The following is a 723-nucleotide window of genomic DNA, read 5'->3' on the forward strand; positions in this document are numbered from 1 at the left end:
TTACTCGACGATCTTGGAGACGACGCCGGCGCCGACGGTACGGCCGCCTTCACGGATAGCGAAGCGCAGCTTCTCTTCCATGGCGATCGGCGTGATCAGCTCGACATTCATTTCCACATTGTCGCCCGGCATCACCATCTCGGTGCCTTCCTTCAGCGTCACGACGCCGGTCACGTCGGTCGTGCGGAAGTAGAATTGCGGACGGTAGTTCGTGAAGAACGGCGTGTGACGGCCACCCTCTTCCTTCGTCAGGATGTAGGCTTCAGCCACGAACTTGGCGTGCGGCGTGATCGAACCCGGCTTGGCCAGAACCTGGCCACGCTCAACACCTTCACGGTCGATACCACGCAGCAGAACGCCGACATTGTCGCCCGCCTGGCCCTGGTCCAGAAGCTTGCGGAACATCTCAACGCCCGTGCACGTCGTCTTCACGGTGTCGCGGATGCCGACGATCTCGATTTCTTCGCCAACCTTCACGATGCCGCGCTCGACACGACCCGTCACAACCGTACCCCGGCCCGAGATCGAGAACACGTCTTCGATCGGCATCAGGAAAGGCTGGTCAATCGGACGGTCCGGCGTCGGGATGTACTCGTCCACAGCCGCCATCAGCTCAAGGATCTTCTCCTTGCCGATGTTCTCGTCACGGCCTTCAACAGCCGCCAGAGCCGAACCCGCAACGATCGGAATATCGTCGCCCGGGAAGTCGTAGGACGACAGAAG

Annotated in this window: 1 protein-coding gene; it reads right to left on the reverse strand. The window is 61.0% G+C overall.

Features of this window, described 5'->3' with window-relative positions; genetic code table 11:
• Positions 1-723, reverse strand: a 723-nt coding sequence (locus ACXAJV_RS15330; RefSeq protein ID WP_475086287.1) for an EF-Tu C-terminal domain-related protein, incomplete at its 5' end; no start/stop codon positions are given.

This window comes from Maricaulis sp. ABE4_448 (genome assembly GCF_056160825.1).